General features: G+C 31.3%; 15 protein-coding genes. 2 read left to right on the top strand and 13 right to left on the bottom strand.

Annotation, left to right across the window (positions count from 1 at the left end):
* Positions 1-380: 380 nt before the first annotated feature.
* The 11 genes from truA to RH95_RS09270 form a co-directional block, all read right to left on the bottom strand.
* Positions 381-1,112 (bottom strand): tRNA pseudouridine(38-40) synthase TruA, encoded by a 732-nt coding sequence (gene truA, locus RH95_RS00355; protein WP_010242149.1) that lies wholly within the window; start codon positions 1,110-1,112, stop codon positions 381-383.
* The gene (locus tag RH95_RS00350; protein WP_010242146.1) at positions 1,109-1,906 is read right to left on the bottom strand and encodes an energy-coupling factor transporter transmembrane component T family protein; all 798 of its coding nucleotides are present in this window, start codon (positions 1,904-1,906) and stop codon (positions 1,109-1,111) included. The genes truA and RH95_RS00350 overlap by 4 nt, the downstream gene beginning before the upstream one ends.
* Positions 1,899-2,765 carry an energy-coupling factor transporter ATPase gene (locus RH95_RS00345; protein WP_010242143.1) on the bottom strand — a complete coding sequence of 289 codons (867 nt, stop codon included), beginning with the start codon at positions 2,763-2,765 and terminating at the stop codon, positions 1,899-1,901. The genes RH95_RS00350 and RH95_RS00345 overlap by 8 nt, the downstream gene beginning before the upstream one ends.
* Positions 2,756-3,580: an energy-coupling factor transporter ATPase gene (locus RH95_RS00340; RefSeq protein ID WP_010242141.1), complete on the bottom strand. Its 825-nt coding sequence runs from the start codon at positions 3,578-3,580 to the stop codon at positions 2,756-2,758. Before RH95_RS00340 ends, RH95_RS00345 begins: the two co-directional genes overlap by 10 nt.
* A gap of 55 nt (positions 3,581-3,635) precedes the next feature.
* Positions 3,636-4,238: a DNA-3-methyladenine glycosylase gene (locus tag RH95_RS00335; protein ID WP_026038543.1), complete on the bottom strand. Its 603-nt coding sequence runs from the start codon at positions 4,236-4,238 to the stop codon at positions 3,636-3,638.
* Entirely contained in the window at positions 4,225-4,608 is a 384-nt protein-coding gene (locus RH95_RS00330; protein ID WP_010242136.1) for a YkvA family protein, read from the bottom strand. The genes RH95_RS00335 and RH95_RS00330 overlap by 14 nt, the downstream gene beginning before the upstream one ends.
* Positions 4,609-4,658: 50 nt before the next feature.
* Positions 4,659-5,288: an orotate phosphoribosyltransferase gene (pyrE, locus tag RH95_RS00325; protein WP_010242135.1), complete on the bottom strand. Its 630-nt coding sequence runs from the start codon at positions 5,286-5,288 to the stop codon at positions 4,659-4,661.
* Positions 5,288-5,992, bottom strand: a complete 705-nt coding sequence (gene pyrF / locus RH95_RS00320) for an orotidine-5'-phosphate decarboxylase (RefSeq protein ID WP_010242133.1) — start codon at positions 5,990-5,992, stop codon at positions 5,288-5,290. The genes pyrE and pyrF overlap by 1 nt, the downstream gene beginning before the upstream one ends.
* Before the next feature lie 7 nt (positions 5,993-5,999).
* Positions 6,000-7,115 carry a peptide chain release factor 2 gene (prfB, locus tag RH95_RS00315; protein ID WP_010242132.1) on the bottom strand — a complete coding sequence of 372 codons (1,116 nt, stop codon included), beginning with the start codon at positions 7,113-7,115 and terminating at the stop codon, positions 6,000-6,002.
* A 198-nt stretch (positions 7,116-7,313) separates the two neighbouring features.
* Complete coding sequence (locus RH95_RS00310; RefSeq protein WP_010242131.1) at positions 7,314-8,555, bottom strand: FprA family A-type flavoprotein; 1,242 nt, start codon at positions 8,553-8,555, stop codon at positions 7,314-7,316.
* Positions 8,556-8,566: 11 nt separating this feature from the next.
* Complete coding sequence (locus RH95_RS09270) at positions 8,567-10,504, bottom strand: acyl-CoA dehydrogenase family protein (protein ID WP_010242129.1); 1,938 nt, start codon at positions 10,502-10,504, stop codon at positions 8,567-8,569.
* A gap of 310 nt (positions 10,505-10,814) precedes the next feature.
* Between RH95_RS09270 and RH95_RS00300 the strand changes: the two genes are divergently transcribed.
* Both RH95_RS00300 and RH95_RS00295 read left to right on the top strand, forming a co-directional pair.
* Positions 10,815-11,396 (top strand): nitroreductase family protein, encoded by a 582-nt coding sequence (locus RH95_RS00300; RefSeq protein ID WP_010242128.1) that lies wholly within the window; start codon positions 10,815-10,817, stop codon positions 11,394-11,396.
* Positions 11,396-12,415, top strand: coding sequence for a PTS sugar transporter subunit IIC (locus tag RH95_RS00295; RefSeq protein WP_010242127.1), 1,020 nt, complete (start codon positions 11,396-11,398; stop codon positions 12,413-12,415). Before RH95_RS00300 ends, RH95_RS00295 begins: the two co-directional genes overlap by 1 nt.
* A 412-nt stretch (positions 12,416-12,827) precedes the next feature.
* On the opposite strand, the gene RH95_RS00290 is transcribed toward RH95_RS00295, so the two are convergent.
* Both RH95_RS00290 and RH95_RS00285 read right to left on the bottom strand, forming a co-directional pair.
* Positions 12,828-13,094 (bottom strand): GNAT family N-acetyltransferase, encoded by a 267-nt coding sequence (locus RH95_RS00290; RefSeq protein WP_010242125.1) that lies wholly within the window; start codon positions 13,092-13,094, stop codon positions 12,828-12,830.
* A 76-nt stretch (positions 13,095-13,170) separates the two neighbouring features.
* A complete protein-coding gene (locus RH95_RS00285; protein WP_010242123.1) occupies positions 13,171-15,597 on the bottom strand; it encodes a phage tail tape measure protein in 2,427 nt (808 codons plus the stop codon).

The following is a 15,597-nucleotide window of genomic DNA, read 5'->3' as shown; positions in this document are numbered from 1 at the left end:
ACATATCATTTACAATGCCAATCGTTAGAAGTTATAAATCAAAAACAAAAAGACCAAGTTCTACTGCCCTTAAAAGGAATAAGGGCGTAGTCATTGGTCTTTCTTTTTTTTAGGAACTTCTTCCGACTTTATGCTAAGCCCCCATAATTCAATTAGCTGAGATAAAATTTGGTAAATTGAAAAAGTAGAGAAATTATCTAACCATTCTTCTGGACTATAAGGGCGATTTCTAAATCTCTGTCATATCCCAATTGCTTGAAATAGTATAGTATTCAATTCCATCTGCGTAAAAGCTTTCTGGCTCTCCGTTTGTATCTAATTGAAATTGAAACAGCACCCCCAATATTTGAGGCATAGAGCCATAAAAAAAGCTCGAAGACTTAATATTTTACATCTACTAGATATAAACCACAAGCTGGGGCTGTTGGTCCTGCTGCTTTTCTATTTTTTTCCTCCAAGGCCTTTCTCATGTATTCAATTTCTCTTTGGCCTCGTCCTATTTCCAATGTTGTTCCTGCAACTATACGAATCATATTTTTTAGAAAACTTTTACCAACGAAATCAATGTATAAAAATTTTCCATCTTCTATTACATCAATACTATTTATCGTTCTTATTGAATCCTTTACTATTGCTCCCTTTCCCATAAATGAATTAAAATCGTGTTCACCTATTAAATAGTTTAGGGCTTCTTGCATTCTTTTTGGGTCAACTTCATATGGATATTCGTAGGCTCTATTGTATAAAAGGGAATTTCTATATCTTGATCTATAAATTACATAGCGATATTTTTTTGATTTTGCATCATATCTTGCGTGGAAGTCATCTGTTACATATTTTGCATCAACCACTGATACATCTTCTGGCAAATTAAAATTAATAACCTTTGGGAGATTTCCTATGTCAATTGTTGTATCAGAATAAAAATTTGCATACTGACCTAGTGCGTGAACTCCTTTGTCTGTTCTTCCTGCATAAAAAACTTTTACCTCTTCTTTTAACGTTTTTTTTAATGCTTTATTTAGTTCTCCTTCAACTGTTCTTTCATCTGGTTGAATTTGAAATCCATGAAATTTTGTACCATCGTAAGTTATTTTTATAAGTATATTCATATTTTTGAAATTATTATTACTATAGCAAAGAAAATTAAATTTCCAACAAAAATTACTACATCTTTTTTTACAATTTTTGTTGTGTTCATTTTCGTCCTTCCATCTCCACCTCTGTAACATCTTGCTTCCATTGCTGTTGCAAGTTCTTCTGCTCTTCTAAAAGAGTTTATAAAAAGTGGAACTAAAAGAGGTACTAAGTTTCTAGCACGCTTTGCTATATTTCCAGATTCAAAATCTGCTCCTCTCGCCATTTGTGCCTTCATTATCTTATCTGTTTCTTCAATAAGTGTTGGAATAAACCTAAGTGCAATTGTCATCATCATAGCTATTTCATGACTAGGCACTCCAATTTTTCTAAATGGCTTTAAAAGTGATTCTATTCCATCTGTAAGTTCAATTGGTGATGTTGTGTAAGTTAAAAGGCTTGTGCCTAAAACTAAAAGAACTAATCTTATTCCCATAAATACTGCTAAATCTATTCCTGCCTGAGAAATTTTTAAAAAACCTATAGTATATTTCACTTCTCCCGGTGTAAAAAATAAGTTTATTATAAATGTGACAAGAATTATCCATCTAAGAGGCTTTAATCCTCTAAGGACAAGTCCAACTGGTAGTTTTGCTACTTTTATTATTAAAAGTAAATAAATAACAATGGGAACATACATAAAAACTGAATGTACAAAAAACAATGATGCTATAAATAGAATCATTGTAAGCATTTTTAACTTTGGATCATATTTATGTACAAGTGTATCTCCTGGAAAATACTGTCCTATTGTAATATCTTTAAACATGAGAAACACCTCTCAAATACTTTTCCAAAGATTCTTTTGCTTCTTCTACTGTTATTGCATCTTCATTTATGTCAAGTCCCTTTTTCTTTAATGTCCTCATAAGTGAAGTTATTTGTGGGATACCAAGTCCTACTGAAAGAAGTTTATCCTCATTTCTAAAAATTTCTCTCGGATTTGAATCTAAAAATAATTTTCCTTTATCCATAACTATAATTCTTTCTGCAATCTTTGCCACATCTTCCATAGAATGGGAAACTAAAATTACAGTTATTTTTCTCTTCTCGTGAATACTTTTTATTTCACTTAATATTTCGTCACGACCTCTTGGATCAAGTCCTGCAGTTGGCTCATCAAGTATTAAAACTTTAGGTTCCATTGCTAGCACTCCTGCAATGGCAACTCTTCTCTTTAGCCCTCCTGATAAGTCAAAGGGAGATTTGTCTTTATATATTTCATAATCTAGACCAACTGAATCCATAGAATTTTTTACTCTTTTTAAGACTTCCTCTTCACTTAATTCTAAATTATTTGGTCCAAAGGCAATATCTTTTTCAATTGTTTCTTCAAACAATTGATATTCTGGATATTGAAATACAAGGCCAATTTTTTTTCTGAGTTCTGTCAAATTTGTTCCAGATTTGTCAATTTTCTTACCATCTATTATTATTTCTCCAGAACTTGGTTTTAATAGACCATTTAAATGCTGTATAAAAGTAGATTTGCCTGAACCTGTGTGACCTATAAGACCAATAAATTCGTTTTCTTCTATTTTTAAATTTAAATTATCAATTGCTCTTTTTTCAAAAGGCATACCTTCACTATAAATATGCGTCAAATTGTTAATCTCTATTAGCGACATATTTCTTTCACCATTTCTTCAATATTTAAAACTTCTGTTGAAATTTCAAAACCATCTTTTTTAAGTTCATTTGCAAGTTCCGTTACCTGTGGAACGTCAAGACCTAATTTTTTTATTTCATCCACATGAGAAAAAACTTCTCTAGGTTTTCCTGATAGTACAATATCTCCATCTTCCATTACAACTACCCTATCACTTATTGCAGCTTCTTCCATATAATGAGTTATCAAAATTATTGTCTTATGCTCTTCTCTATTTAATTTTATAAGAGTATCAATTACTTCACGTCTTCCACTTGGATCTAACATTGCAGTTGGCTCATCAAGTATTATATATTTTGGACTCATCGCAAGAATTCCTGCTATGGCAACTCTTTGTTTTTGTCCCCCAGAAAGAAGATGTGGTGCATTTCTTTTATAATCACTCATTCCAACATCTAAAAGAGCTTTGTCCACCCTCTTTCTAATTTCTGAGGGATCTATACCTAAATTTTCTGGTCCAAAAGCAACTTCATCTTCAACAACTGTTGCAACTAGTTGATTGTCAGGATTTTGAAAAACCATTCCTGCAGTTCTTCTTATATCCCAAATGCTCTCTTCATTTTTTGTGTTCATTCCATCTACTAAAATGTCACCTTCGCCTGGCTCTAAAAGTCCATTTATAAGTTTTGCAAGAGTGGACTTACCAGATCCATTGTGTCCAAGAAGAGCAATAAACTCACCTTCATAAATTTCTAAATCTATATTTTTTAAAATTTGCTTTGCATTTTCATCTTCATAATCATATTTAAAAGACAAATTTCTTATGCTAATCATCTTATCACCTGTTACATTAACCTATTATAAATCATAAGTTAACTAAAATCTATACTTATTTTTTAGATACAAATTTATTATCTCCTATATAAAATCTAAGAGGAAGTTCTGCATCTTCTCCTGCATAATCTATTCCTACTCTTTTATCCACAACAATTTTCTTTGGAACTTCAAAATCTTCAATATACAAATAATCTTTAGATAGAACTTTTCCATTTAAGTTTCTGTCAATTGCCATTCCCATTGTAAGTTTCCCAGGACCATTTGTAAGATTTTTCTTTTGATAATTTGAAAGATCTTCGTAATTTCTGTTAAACCTATTATTTGCAAATTTATCTAAATTATCAATAGGTTCAACTGCTCTTATAAGTACTGCTTCAGGTTCTTTTTCAGTCCTTGTCACTATATTTAAAAGATTATACATTCCATAAATTAAATATACATAGATGTAACCGCCGTCTTTATACAAAATTTCATTTCTTTTTGTAATATTGCCACCATAACTATGACAAGCCTTATCATCTAAGCCTAAATAAGCCTCAGTTTCAACTATTTTTGCACAGAAAAAATTACCAGAAATATTTCTGATAATTTTTTTCCCTAGCAAATTTTTTGCAACATCTGATGTATCTTTTTTAAAAAAATCACTTTTCAGCATTTCTTCTCCACTCATCATATTTTCCCAATTGTTTATCCAACTTCTTCACAATAAATTTAAGGACACTTAAATCATCAATAAATCCAAAAAATAAAATATAATCTGGTATTATATCTGCTGGGTTAAGAAGATAAAGTAAACCTGCAATTATCATTATAATGTCGGCTTTTTTTACATCTCTATAATTTCCTCTCATATAGTCTGTTAAAAGTCCAAACATAAGCTTCAGTTCACGAGAAATCTTTTTAAATAATTCTATTTTATCAGTCTTCTCAATTGATTGTTGAACAACTCTGTTAAATCTGTTTTTGTCTTTATAAACCTCATTAGCGTAAGGAATCATCCTTTTTAGAATTTTATAATAATTCAAAAACTCTCCCCCTAATTTAAATTACAATTCTTCTTTACCCAAAATTGTATTTAAACATTCATCCAACTTGCGTCCTTTGGATTTTCTCTAAATAACTTTAATTTTTCTATTTCATTTTTTTTAATATATTCCATTTCATGGGCAACTTCAATAAGCTCGTCAAAGTTTGTAAGAGATTCGTTAGAAAACCCTGCTTCTTTAAAACTATCATAAGCTTTTTTCATGTTATATGTGAAAATACTTATTATTCCAAGAACTTCATACCCTTCATCTTGCAATGCTTTTGCTGCTTCAATTGATGATCCCCCAGTTGAAAATAAATCTTCAATTACAACAACTTTTGCCCCAGATATTTTTGCTCCTTCAATTTTATTTTGTTTACCATGATCCTTATTAGAACTTCTAACAAACCCCATTGGAAGAGATAATTTGTCTGCAATTATTGCTGCATGAGGAATACCAGCCGTTGCTGTTCCCATAATATATTCTGCCTCAGAAAATTTTTTCTTAATTAAATTGACAAGACTATCTTCTACAAAATTTCTTTCTTTTGGGTAAGATAAAATAAGTCTGTTATCACAATATATTGGAGATTTTATCCCTGAAGCCCAAGTATATGGATCTTCTGGTGAAAGAGTTACAGCCTTTAATTCTAATAAAATTTTTGCAATTTCTTTCATTATTTACCTCCTAAAAATTCTCTTTTTATTTCCTTGTATTCTTTTAAAGGGTCTTCTGCCTTAGTAATAGGTCTTCCCACAACAATATAATCCGAACCTAAATCTCTCGCTTCGCTTGGCGTTACAACTCTCTTTTGATCGTCATTATTTTTAACTTTTCTAATTCCAGGAGTTACAGTAATAAAATCTTCACCAAGCTTTTCTTTTATCTTTGGCACTTCAAGTGCAGAACATACAATTCCTGATAAATTTGCATCTTGTGCAAGTTTTGCATAAGAAAAAACAACATCTTCCAATGATTTATCTTTATTTATTTGAAGTTCATCATACATGGTTTCTTCATCTGTTGAAGTTAACATTGTAACTCCAAGAGTTATCATCTCAGGCTTTTCTCTACTAACTATTTCACTTGCTTCACTTAACATTTTCTTGCCACCAGCACTATGAAAATTAATCATATCAACATCAAGTGAAATCAACGAATTTGTTGCTCCCTTACAAGTATTTGGAATATCGTGAATTTTAAGATCTAAAAATATCTTGTGCCCAAGTTTTTTTATCTCTCTTACAATACTGGGACCTTCTTTATAAAAAAGTTCCATTCCAATTTTTACATAAACACTTTCGCCTTCAAACTTTTTCAAGAAATCTAGTGCTATCTTTCCGCTTGGAAAATCAAGTGCAATTATTACATCCTTTGCCATTTTTACCTCAACTTTCTCCAGTTGCCTTATCTTGTAAATAGGCATTTATAAACACATCTAAATCTCCATCCATTACCTTTTCCACATCTCCAACATCTATATTTGTCCTATGATCTTTTACCATTGTGTAAGGTTGGAATACATAAGATCTAATTTGCGAACCCCATGCAATTTGTGAATAATTTCCTTGAAGATCTTCGATTTTTTCTTTTTTTTCCTCTTCAGCAAGGGCAATTAATTTTGCCTTTAACATATTCATTGCTTTTTCTCTATTTTGAATCTGGCTTCTTTCATTTTGACATTGAACTACAATCCCCGTTGGTATATGTGTAATTCTAACAGCCGAATCTGTTGTATTTACGTGTTGCCCACCTGCTCCAGAAGATCTATAAGTATCTATCTTTAGTTCTTCTTCTTTTATTTCAACATCTGTGTCATCGTCAAGCTCTGGAAAAACATCAACTGATGAAAAAGATGTGTGCCTTCTCTTATTTGAATCGAACGGAGAAATTCTTACAAGTCTGTGTACACCCTTTTCGCCCTTTAAATAACCATAGGCATTATCTCCAGAAATCTTAAGCGTAACAGACTTTATTCCTGCTTCATCTTCCTTTAGAATATCTAGAGTCTCGATTTTAAATCCCTTATTTTCTGCATACCTAGAATACATTCTTAAAAGCATGCTTGCCCAGTCTTGCGCTTCAGTTCCACCTGCACCTGCATGAATAGATAAAATTGCATTATGAGAATCATATTCTCCATTTAAAAGTGTATTTAATTTAAACTCAGTAGTTTTCTTTTCGATCTCTTCTACTAAATTTCTAAAATCATCATATGAAGAATAATCTTCTTCTATTTCCATAAGTTCTATTAAATCTTCTGCATCAGTAATTAGTTTATTAAGTTCATCATATTGATCTATCTTTTTTTGATATGAATTTGTTTCATTTATAATTTTTTGGGCACTGTCGTTATCATCCCAAAAACCTGGTTCCATTTGTTTTTTATTCAACTCTACAACTTTATCCTTAAGAGAACTTATCTCCAGTGAATCTCCCAAAGCTAATGTAGTATTTTTGGAATTTTCCAGACGCTCTTTATCTAAATAGATATTTTGCTCCATAAAAATCCTCCTTTGTTTTGCTTATTTTAGTATAACACAGTTGTTATTCATGTTCTAATATAATTTTTTGTAAAGAAAATTTATTTTGAAATTAAATAAATTCTTCTAAATTGCAACAATAAATCTAAAAATTTTTATAAAAAAATTCGGTCATATCAAAAGATACAACCGAATTTAACATCCACAATAAATTTTTTATTATTTGTCCTCAGATTTTTCTTTAACTTCTCTAATTTTTTCCATAGACTCAATAATTGAATCAGCAAGAGCTTCCATATCATTTTCATTAGCCTTGTTAAGTGAAGAATTAAGAGTTACTCTTTCTCCTAAAACGTCAAACATTTTAAGATTTTCGTCAATATATTCTTCAATCTTATCTCCAACTGTACAAGCCCAAGTTCCATTTTCAATAATACCAACAGTTCTATTTTGAACATTTAAAGCTTCAAGATCCATCAAAAAATTCTTCATTACTGGATAAATACCTAAATTATAAGTTACTGATGCAATTACAATGTGAGAATACTTAAATGTATCGGAAATTAGGTAAGACATGTGAGTATTACTTACATCGTGAACTACTACATTAGTCATTCCCTTGTCACAAAGTCTTGATGCAAGAGCTTGTGCAGCACGTTCAGTATTTCCATACATTGATGCATAAACAATCATTACGCCTTCTTCTTCTGGTTCATATCTTGACCATTTATCATATTTATCAATAAACCATCCAAGATTTTCTCTCCATACTGGTCCGTGAAGTGGACATATATATTTAATATCAACAGTTGAAGCTTTTCTTAAAATATCTTGTACGAATGGACCATATTTTCCTACAATATTAGTCAAATATCTTCTTGCACTATCTAGCCAATCTCTTTCAAAATCAACTTCGTCAGCAAAAAGTTTGCCATCTAGAGTTCCGAAAGTGCCAAATGCATCAGCAGCAAATAAAACTCCATCAGTTGTATCAAAACTTACAAGAACTTCTGGCCAGTGAACCATAGGTGCTTCTAAAAATACAAATTCGTGTTTCCCAAAGGATATAGTATCTCCTTCTGCAACTATAATTTGTTGTTCTTCGCTTACATGGAATCCATATTGATTCATGAATTCAAAGCCCTGTTCACTTGCAATTATTTTAACATCAGGGTATCTCAATGTTATCTCATCAATGGCAGCAGCATGGTCTGGTTCCAAGTGGTGAATTACTAAATAATCAAGGTCTTCACCATCAAGAACTTCAGAAACATTTTCTAAATAGTCTTTTACGATTGACCAGTCAACTGTATCAAATAAAACATTCTTTTCGTCTTTCAATAAATATGAATTATAAGTTACTCCCTCAGGAATAGGAAATATATTTTCAAATAATTCTAGTCTATGATCATTGCCACCAACATAGTAAAGATCATCTGTAACTTTTCTAACAGTATACATTATATCCTCCTTTATTTTCTATCAGCAGGGAAATCAGCTTCAATAAAGTTTTGTTTTTCTTCTTGACATTCTGGGCAAGTCCAATCATCTGGTAATTTTTCAAAATCAGTGCCAGGATCAATTTCGCCTTCTGGATCTCCATAGTTTGGATCATATTCGTATCCGCATCCTGGACATACCATAACTTTATAGTTTGGGGCTAATTTTCTAGGTTTAGATCTTCTTACTTTTTTCATTGGAGGTGCTGGTTCTTTTTCTCCAGTTCCAAATGCTTCTGCAAGTAGTGGCATAATTTCAAACATATCTCCAACTATTCCGTAATCGCAATTTTTAAATATAGGTGCACCAGCATTTTTATTTATTGCAACAATAGTTGATGCGTTCTTAATACCTTTCAAATGTTGATTTGCGCCTGAAATACCACAAGCAATATACAAGTTTCCGTTGAACTTTTGTCCAGACATACCAACATATCTTTCAAGAGGTACTAATTTCATTGTTTCAGCAACAGGTCTTGAACTACCTAATGCAGCACCAGCAGCATGAGCAAGATCTCTTGCAATATCCATGTTTTCTTCTCCGCCGATTCCTTTACCAACTGAAACTACTCTTTCTGCATCATAAATAGGAGTATCTATATCAATTCCTACTGAAAAGTCGTATCCGTCTTTTTTTAAATTTTTAACTAAAATATCAACAGCTTCTTCTGCTGTGTCAGCTTTAATTATTTCTCTTTTTCTATCTCCAGTTATGGGTCCTGACTTTTTATCTATTACAGCAGCTTTACCTTTTTTCTTAGGAGCTTTTCCAATAAGATTACTTGCAACAACAACTCTTTGAATTTCAGAAGTACCTTCATATATAGTTGTAATCTTAGCATCTCTGAAAAATCTTTCTACATCCATACCCTTTAGATATCCATTACCGCCATGGATTTGAAGAGCTTCGTTAACAACCCACATTGCAACTTCAGATGCAACAGTTTTTGCCATTGCAGCTTCCATTGAGTAATTTTCATGATTTTGTTTCATTTCAGCAGCAGAATAAACCATAAGTCTTGCGGCTCTAATTTTTGTAGCCATATCTGCAATCTTAAATGCAACAGCTTGTTGTTGAGCAATAGGTCTTCCAAATTGAATTCTTTCTTTTGCATAAGCAAGAGCAGCTTCATAAGCACCTTGTGCAATACCTAATGCTTGAGATGCTATACCAATTCTACCGCCATCAAGTGTTTGCATTGCAATTCTAAAACCTTGACCTTCTTTCCCAAGTAAATTTTCTTTAGGAACTTTTACATTGTTAAATTGAAGTTCAGCAGTAGTTGAAGATCTAATACCTAATTTGTCATAGTGATCTCCAAATGTAAATCCATCCCAACCTTTTTCTACAATGAAAGCAGAAATTCCATGAGTACCGATTCCTGGTGTAGTAACTGCATATACAACATAAGTATCTGCAGCAGGAGCATTTGTAATAAATATTTTATTACCATTTAAAATATAATAGTCACCATCAAGAACAGCAGTTGTTTCAGTTCCTCCAGCATCAGAACCTGCATTAGGTTCAGTAAGTCCAAAAGCACCAAGTTTCTTTCCTTGAGCAAGAGGTCTTAGATATTTTTCTTTTTGTTCTTTTGTACCAAAAGCTTGAATTGGATAAGATCCTAATGATGTATGTGCTGATAAAACAACGCCAACACCTGCATCTACTCTTGATAATTCTTCAACAGCAATTGCATAAGAAATAACGTCTTTACCTGCTCCACCTTCTTCTTCAGGATAAGGAAGCCCCATCCAACCATTTTCGCCAATTTTCTTAATGATTTCTTCTGGAAATTCATTGTTTTGATCAAGACCAAAAGATAATGGCTTAATCTCTGCTTCTGCAAATTCTCTCACAGCCTTACGAAGAGCTTCATGTTCAGCAGTAGTCTTATACATATTTGACATATTTTCCTCCTTTTTAATTAAAAATAATTACAAATATTTTCCATCGCAATAATGAAATATTAAATATACACCAAGGTGGTATACAATATCTAAAGTATACAACAACTTCTCTAAAGTGTCAAAACATTTTCATTAAAACAAAATAATTTTTTAAATTTTTTGCTCTTTAAATTATTATTTTCTTAACTAAGTTACTTATACCCATTTTTAAAAAAAATAATATATCTTATTAAATATTGTAAAATATTATTTTTATTATACAATATTAACAAATGAAAAATTGTACTTTGTATTTATGAATGGAGGTATTATGGAAGTTAAGAATTTATTAAATTGGCGAAGAAGTTACAGAAAATTTGACGAGTCTAAAAAAATTTCCAAAAAAGATAAAGACGAAATTTTAGATTCAATCAAATTTGCATCTTGTGCAAACAATAGACAGACCCTAAGATTTATTTCTGTGGAAAGTGAAGAAAAAGTTTTAGAAATTTTTGAAAATACAAAATGGGCTGCTTCCCTTTCCAATGAAATTGGCCGCCCTAAGATTGGTGAAAGACCAGTTTATTTTATTGCAGTTTTAACAAATGAAGATAAAAAATTGAAATTTAACGGAATTGATGAAGGTCTTGTTATATCAAATTTAACTTTAATAGCTGCAGAGAAAGGCATTGGTTCGTGCATAATTGGAAGTGTTAATGATAATAAAATGCGTAAAATCTTAAATTATGAAAATAACTTTTCTTGCGAAGTAGTCATCGCTTTTGGATATCCAAAAATTAAATCTACAATAAAAGAAATAAATACTAAAGAAGATCAATCTTATTATTTAGATGAAGACAAAAATTATATAGTTCCAAAATATAAAGTCGAAGACATAGTAAGGAGAATGTAGTGACAAAAGAAAGCTTTAACGAAAAATTAAAAAAGAAATCAAAGTTATATTTTATTGATGCTCTAGGTGCAATGGCTTTTGGTCTTTTTGCAACCTTATTAGTTGGAACAATTTTAAATACAATTGGAAAAACTTTTAATATTTCCTTTTTATCTGAGGTATTGTGGCCTCTTGCTCAAAAAGCTACGGGGCCAGCCATAGCTGTTGCAATAGCAAGCTCAATGTCTGCTCCAAGTCTTGTAGTTTATGCATCAACAGTAGTTGGGATCGCTGGTAATGAACTTGGTGGACCTATGGGAGTTTATATAGCTACAATTTTTGCAGTTGAATTTGGAAAACTCGTTAGTAAAAAGACAAAAATAGATATAATTGTAACTCCTGTAGTCACAGTTTTAGTTGGCGTTTTTATTGCAAATTTTGTTGGTCCTTATATAAGTGCCTTTATGAATTTCCTCGGCTTAATTATTATGAATGCAACAGAAAAAGCACCTTTCTTTATGGGAATAATTGTATCTGTAATCGTTGGAATAGTTTTGACACTACCAATATCATCTGCAGCACTGTGTATGATGCTATCACTTTCATCACTTGCAGGTGGAGCTGCAACTATTGGCTGTTGTTGTCAAATGATTGGATTTGCAGTTATGTCATATAGAGATAACAAAATGGAAGGTTTAGTTGCACAAGGTTTAGGAACAAGTATGCTTCAAATGCCAAATATTGTTAGAAAACCAATAATTATTTTGCCACCTATTATTTCTTCTGCGATATTAGGACCTGTTTCAACTATTATTTTTAAACTTGAAAATACTCCTTTAGGCTCTGGTATGGGAACAAGTGGACTTGTTGGTCAAATTTCTACTTTTACAGCAATGCCTCAAGTTCCTTTCACAAAACTTTTAGGAATAGTAATTTTAATGCATATTATTTTGCCAGCTATCTTAACTTTTTCAATCTATGAAATTTTTTATAGAAAAGGTCTTATTCAAGATGGTGACATGAAACTTTACTTTAATTAATTTTATTTATTGATTTTAAAAAAGACGAGGATTTTTATTTTCCTCGCCTTTTTTACTTTGATATTTTGAAATGTCCCTATTTCATTAATTTTATAGTTTTCAGCCTGCTCTAAAACCATGTTAAGCACTTCTTCGCTCCATTAAGGAAGATATCCCTCTTTTTCAACCAAGGTTTTGACTTTATCATATTCCTTGAATCTCATTAAGTTCTGCTATTTCTAATAGTTTTATAAGAAATTAATTTAAAATCTAACTCTTAAAATTTACATTAACTATTTTTAAAGCTAAGGGACAAAGCGAAAAGCCACTTACAAATAATCCGCCTTGTTTATAGGGGAAATTGACATTTAAAAATCGGCACAAAGGATAATACCCTTCATGTCGATTAAATTTTAAGGAAATAAATTCCTAATTATGCTCTAAGATCGTCAAACTTACTTGACGCAATTTTCTTTTCTACATAGGAGCAAGTTGCCTTAATTTTTTTATTGTTATCTCTTGCATCAGAAACAAGTTTATCTACAAGTTCTCCTGCAAGACCTTGTCCACCATACTCAGGTTTTACAATTGTGTGAAGTGCATCGATAATATCACCTTTATTTTCATATTGTAATATCCCTTTATAGTCTTCTTCGCTCTCTCCTATATAATAACAATTCTTTCCTTTTTTTACTTCCATTAATTGTAACCTCCTATCTTAATCTTTTTTATATTTTACCCAATTAAGATAGAATATTACATTTTTCATAGCTTAATTATTTTATTTTTTCAATAATTCTATACTTAGTGTCAAAACCTTCACTTGTACCTGTGAAAGAAGATTCTTCTTTAGCTAAATCAGACATAGTGTCCACAATTTCTTTGAATTCTGGAAGTTCTTCTGTCTTTTCATCAAGTTCATCTATACCTTTTTGTTTAAATTCTGCTAATTTTTCAGCAAAAGTCTTCATGTTAGAATCTATTAAATCCCCACCATCTTTTAATTCTACTGTTCCAGAATTTAATTCTTCAATTCCATCATTCAGCTTTCTAATTCCATCTCTCATAGGAGCAACACCTTCAGTTTTTAATCTTGGAAAATCTTTAAAAAGTTGTGACTTATCTCTAAATTCTAAAAGACCTTCAGATAAATCTGATGCTCCAGAATTTAATTTTGATGAATTTGAATCAAGTTCTTCTATTGCATCTGTAAACTTATTTACACCTTCTTCACTTTTTTCAGTTCCTTCTCTTAGTTTTGATGATCCGTCTTTTAATTTTCCAGTTGCATCATCAAGTTTAACTAAAGAATCTGAAAGTTTCATTAATTGTGAAGTATCCATTTTTGATGCTGCTTCTGACATTGCCTTTTCAAGAGAATTATAGATTTGATTTGAACCATTGTATAATTGTTCTGATCCTTGTTGTAATTGTTCAAGTCCACCAGGAAGTTGTGACATACCAGCGTTTATCTTTTCTGAATTTGTAGCTAATTTATTCATTCCTGCTTTTAACTCATCAAGTTGTCCTAATTGTTCAGAAATTCCACTTAATCCCTTTAATACTTGAAGTTGTGCTCCTACTTTTTGAGTTTTTGCTCCAATATTTTGTGCATCAGCTCCTAAATCTCCAGCAGAATCTTGTAAAACAGCTATGGCTTGTCTAACTAATTCATTGTCTGCTACTCCAGATTCTTGAAGCATTTTAATTGCTTGTCCAATATCTCTAGTTGATGCTGCAACTGATTGTGCACTTTGACCAATACTTTGAAGATCTCCTTCTACGTTAATATTTTCAAGTCCAGATAAATCTGGTTTTTTAATTTGTTGAACTTGTGCATTCATTTTTTGCATTCCGTCATTAAACTGATCTTCTCCTGCTGCAAGTTTACTTGCACTTTCATAAGCTTTTGTAGCACCATCATTTAATTTACTTGCTCCAGCAGATAGCTTGCCTATTCCTTCTTTTAATTCAAGCATTTTTGCCAAAGCTTGTTCCTTTAATTCGTCAATCTTACTTAATTTACTAGAACCTTCTCTAAGTTGAGCTGTTGCATCTTTTAATTTCCCTAGACCATCGTCAAGTTCAGCTGAACCATCTTTTAGTTTTTTTGCTCCATCTCTCATTTCGCCAGTTTTTTCGTTCATTTTTCCAACAGCTTCGGTGTAATCACTGATTCCAGAAGTTAACTTACTTCCACCTTCATACATTTCTTGTGCCGCTCCTGGAACTGGTTCAACCTTGTCTATTACTTCATCTAATTTATCTTCAAATTCGCCAGATTTGTCATAAAGTTCTTCTGAACCATCTTGTAACTTTTCTGTTCCATCACTAAGTTCTATAATCCCATCGTTTAATTCGTGTTGAGCATCAGAAAGTTTTACAGAAGCATCTACTAATTTTTCTGAATTGTCTTCCAATTCTCTAATTCCATCACGCATAGTATCAATTTTTTCTAAATCAGCTTCATTTTGGAAAAGTTCATTTGAAACTACTGAATAAGCTTCAATTGGTTCATAATCTTTTATATCCATTTCAATTATTACTTCATTTCTGAAATCTTCCATTTGTCTATCTTCTAGAATACTTTCAAAGTTTTCTTTAAGACCTGGAGTTAGCACTGAAGTTACAACTTCATTCTTACCATCTTTTGCAATTTTTGCATCATCTGATTCAATGTTTGATACATTTTCTTGTGGGAAAGACATTGCTGTTACAACAGTATAAGGTGCGTAAACTTTTGTATTTTTTCCGCTAATCTTTTTTATCACATATTTATTATTTTGTGCTGATAGTACAACTTTTAAATGCCCTGATTTCCCTTTAAGCTTACTGTTTTCTGTCTTTTTACCATCAAGATAATATTCAATTTTTACATCTACAGGTATATCTGCGTCACTTTTACCTTGATAATAAATATCTTTGACATTTTCATCCCAATAAATATATCCATTATTATTCTTTAATTTCTCATCTGTCTTTAAATTTTTAATATGTTTTAGATTTGTCTTGTCCTTACCCTTTATATTCTCTTCAGAATTTAGCCAAACAGAAACAGTCTTATCTTTAATATTTTCATCTTCTTTTAAAACATAAACTGTTTCACTTTTGTTTACTACATTTCCCGCAGCAAAAGCTGTATTAGTTAAAATCATTGAAGATAAAACAATCGATATTACTTTTTTCTCCATTTTTTTATTCAT

Origin of the sequence: Peptoniphilus rhinitidis 1-13 (assembly GCF_000246925.1) — a bacterium.
GTDB lineage: Bacteria > Bacillota > Clostridia > Tissierellales > Peptoniphilaceae > Peptoniphilus_A > Peptoniphilus_A lacydonensis.
Note: the sequence above shows the minus strand (reverse complement) of the source record. Positions and strands in the feature narration are given on the sequence as shown.